Here is a 2,527-nt window from a genome sequence, read left to right as displayed (position 1 = left end):
ACCGGGTGCCCCACCCTCACAACGTTAGGGTGGGTTCGGAATACCCAGGATCTCAATAACACTGTACCGATTGTCCCTGGTTCAGGATGAGATGAAGTCTTCAGCGGCTTCTTTGGATTTTGTGACTCCTGTACCCACCCTAACGTTGTGAGGGTGGGGCACCCCGGCTGTCAAACATCGCTTCGTGACATGCATCATCCGTGTAATTCGAAGATTCAGATTTCTTATAAGCTAGCGACTTCCACCCACAACAGCGCTTATGGTTCAGGTCATGAACATTAGCGCTACGCAGCTTGTCTTCGATACCACCGCCGCCACCTACGACCGGGACCGTGCAAAGCTGATCCCGCCGCACGACGATTTCTATGGCTGGGCCATACGTCTGATTCCGCCGGCAGCCAAAACCATCATCGACCTGGGAGCTGGTACAGGCATTCTGACCACACTCATCCGGCAGCACTTTCCTGAGGCGCAGATTCACCTCGTCGATCTCTCTCCATCGATGCTCGAGATCGCTCGCGAGCGCCTGGCGCACGACAGCCGCATGCACTTCCATCAGCTTGACTACGCGAACGATTCCCTTCCCGGTGACGCCTGTGCGGTCGTCTCAGCTCTTTCGATCCATCACTCAACGGACGAAGCGAAGCAGAAGGTCTTCGGCGCCGCCTTCAAGGCGTTGAAACCGCGCGGCGTCTTCATCAATGCCGATCAGGTGGCCGGCCCTACTCCCACTGTCACCGATCGCTATCACGAGCTCTGGCTGCGCCAGGTACGGATGGACGGAGCAACGGAAGAGCAGATCAAAGCAAGCCTCTACCGCATGACCGATGACAAGTGTTCTCCGGTCGAGGAGCAACTCCGCTGGATGCGTGAGGCAGGTTTCGCTGACGCCGACTGCTGGTTCAAGGAGGCTCGCTTCGCGGTAATGGCCGGTACGCATCTATAGGGTGTGTCATCCAAGCAGGCCAATAACAAGGGGCGTATCATCGAAGCAGGCCGATGAAGACGACGCGCTACAAGAAGTACGAGGGCGACCTGGCCAGCGAGCTTGGCCTCGAAGAGCTGATGGAAGCGCTCGGCGATTTTCTGCTCGACTCCGGCTTCCAGAACCCCTACGCCGACTTCAACGAGATGAACCTCGATCAGACGCTCGACGACTTGCGCGACGCCATTCGCCAGGTGCTGGAGAACGGCGACTTCCTCGACGAGCAGACACAGCAGCAGTACGACGAGATGTCTGCCGAACAGCAGGAGAGCCTGGTCGACCGCCTGGTCGAGCGCATGCAGAACGAGAACATGATCCGCACCGATGCGGAGACCTCGGACAAGACACAGCAGTCCGCCGCTCCCGGCGAAGTGGGCCGCAACGAGTCGCAGGTTCGCTTCGAGGTCACCGACAAGTCGATGGACTTTCTCGGATACAAGGCGCTACGCAATCTGCTTGGCTCTATGGGCCGCGCCAACTTCGGACGTCATGACACGATCCAGGAAGCATCCGGTGTCGAAGCCAGTGGATCCTCCAAGCCCTACGAGTTTGGCGACACACTCAATCTCGACGTCACCGCCACGCTGAAGTCCGCCATTGAACGCGAAGGTCTGAGCATGCCGCTGAACATCGAGTACAGCGACCTGTACGTGCATCAGTCAGAGTTCCAGGCATCCTGCGCTACGGTGGTAATGCTCGACTGCTCGCACTCGATGATCCTCTATGGAGAAGACCGCTTCACCCCGGCGAAGCGGGTCGCCATGGCGCTCTCGCATCTGACGCGTACGCAGTTCCCCGGCGACTCGCTGCACCTGGTGCTTTTTCACGATTCGGCCGAAGAGATACCCATCTCGCAGCTTGGCCGCGTGAAGGTGGGCCCCTGGTATACGAATACTCGCGAAGGCTTCAAGGTCGCCCGCCGCATTCTTTCCCGTTCCAACAAGCAGATGAAGCAGATCGTGATGATCACGGACGGCAAGCCTTCGGCGCTGACCTTGCCCGATGGAAGGATCTACAAAAACGCCTTCGGCCTCGATCCTCTTGTCGTCTCCGAAACACTGGAAGAGGTTGGGCGGTGTAAGCGCTCCGGCATTCAGATCAATACCTTCATGCTCACCAATGACTTTGCCCTGGTGCAGTTTGTGCAGAAGGTGACTGCGATGTGCCGTGGGAAGGCTTACTTCACCACGCCGCAGACGCTGGGGAATTATCTGCTGATGGATTTCATGCAGCGGCGGATGAGAACTGTCCATTAGATATAGGCGATTCACTGGGTGCCTCTCCATTGCGTAGCAATGCTTAGACCAATTAATCCTTCGATTGACTGCAGAGTTATAGCGCAGGCCTTCAGCCCTTTTATTCTTCGTGAACCGGAAACCTGGAGCGTTGCCCCAGGCTGGTATAGAACGCGCCTTCAGCGCTTTAATCGGTGGCTGGCGTTTGTTTGTCATTTCGCAGTGACCGGGGGGAGCGGAGAAATCCGCTTTTCTCCCCAGGGCCTCCGACCTCGCAGAGTATAGGCACAAACAGAAAGCCCAGCCC

General features: G+C 57.5%; 2 protein-coding genes. Both read left to right on the top strand.

Translation table 11 applies throughout. The features are described from left to right. Nucleotides 1-271: 271 nt before the first annotated feature. Nucleotides 272-946 carry a class I SAM-dependent methyltransferase gene (locus tag AB4043_RS22220; protein WP_442299107.1) on the top strand — a complete coding sequence of 225 codons (675 nt, stop codon included), beginning with the start codon at nt 272-274 and terminating at the stop codon, nt 944-946. Between the two features lie 53 nt (nt 947-999). Next, nucleotides 1,000-2,241 (top strand): vWA domain-containing protein, encoded by a 1,242-nt coding sequence (locus AB4043_RS22215; protein WP_442299106.1) that lies wholly within the window; start codon nt 1,000-1,002, stop codon nt 2,239-2,241. Nucleotides 2,242-2,527: the final 286 nt, after the last annotated feature.

Source organism: Terriglobus sp. YAF25 (assembly GCF_052113305.1).
Taxonomy (GTDB): Bacteria; Acidobacteriota; Terriglobia; order Terriglobales; family Acidobacteriaceae; genus Terriglobus.
The sequence above is the reverse complement of the archived record's forward strand: the minus strand, read 5'-3'. Positions and strand labels throughout refer to the sequence as shown.

What these genes read in the sequence shown, in the direction of transcription:
- AB4043_RS22220 (WP_442299107.1), top strand. Translation starts at nt 272, where the DNA reads ATGAACATTAGCGCTACGCAGCTTGTCTTCGATACCACCGCCGCCACC.
- AB4043_RS22215 (WP_442299106.1), top strand. Translation starts at nt 1,000, where the DNA reads ATGAAGACGACGCGCTACAAGAAGTACGAGGGCGACCTGGCCAGCGAG.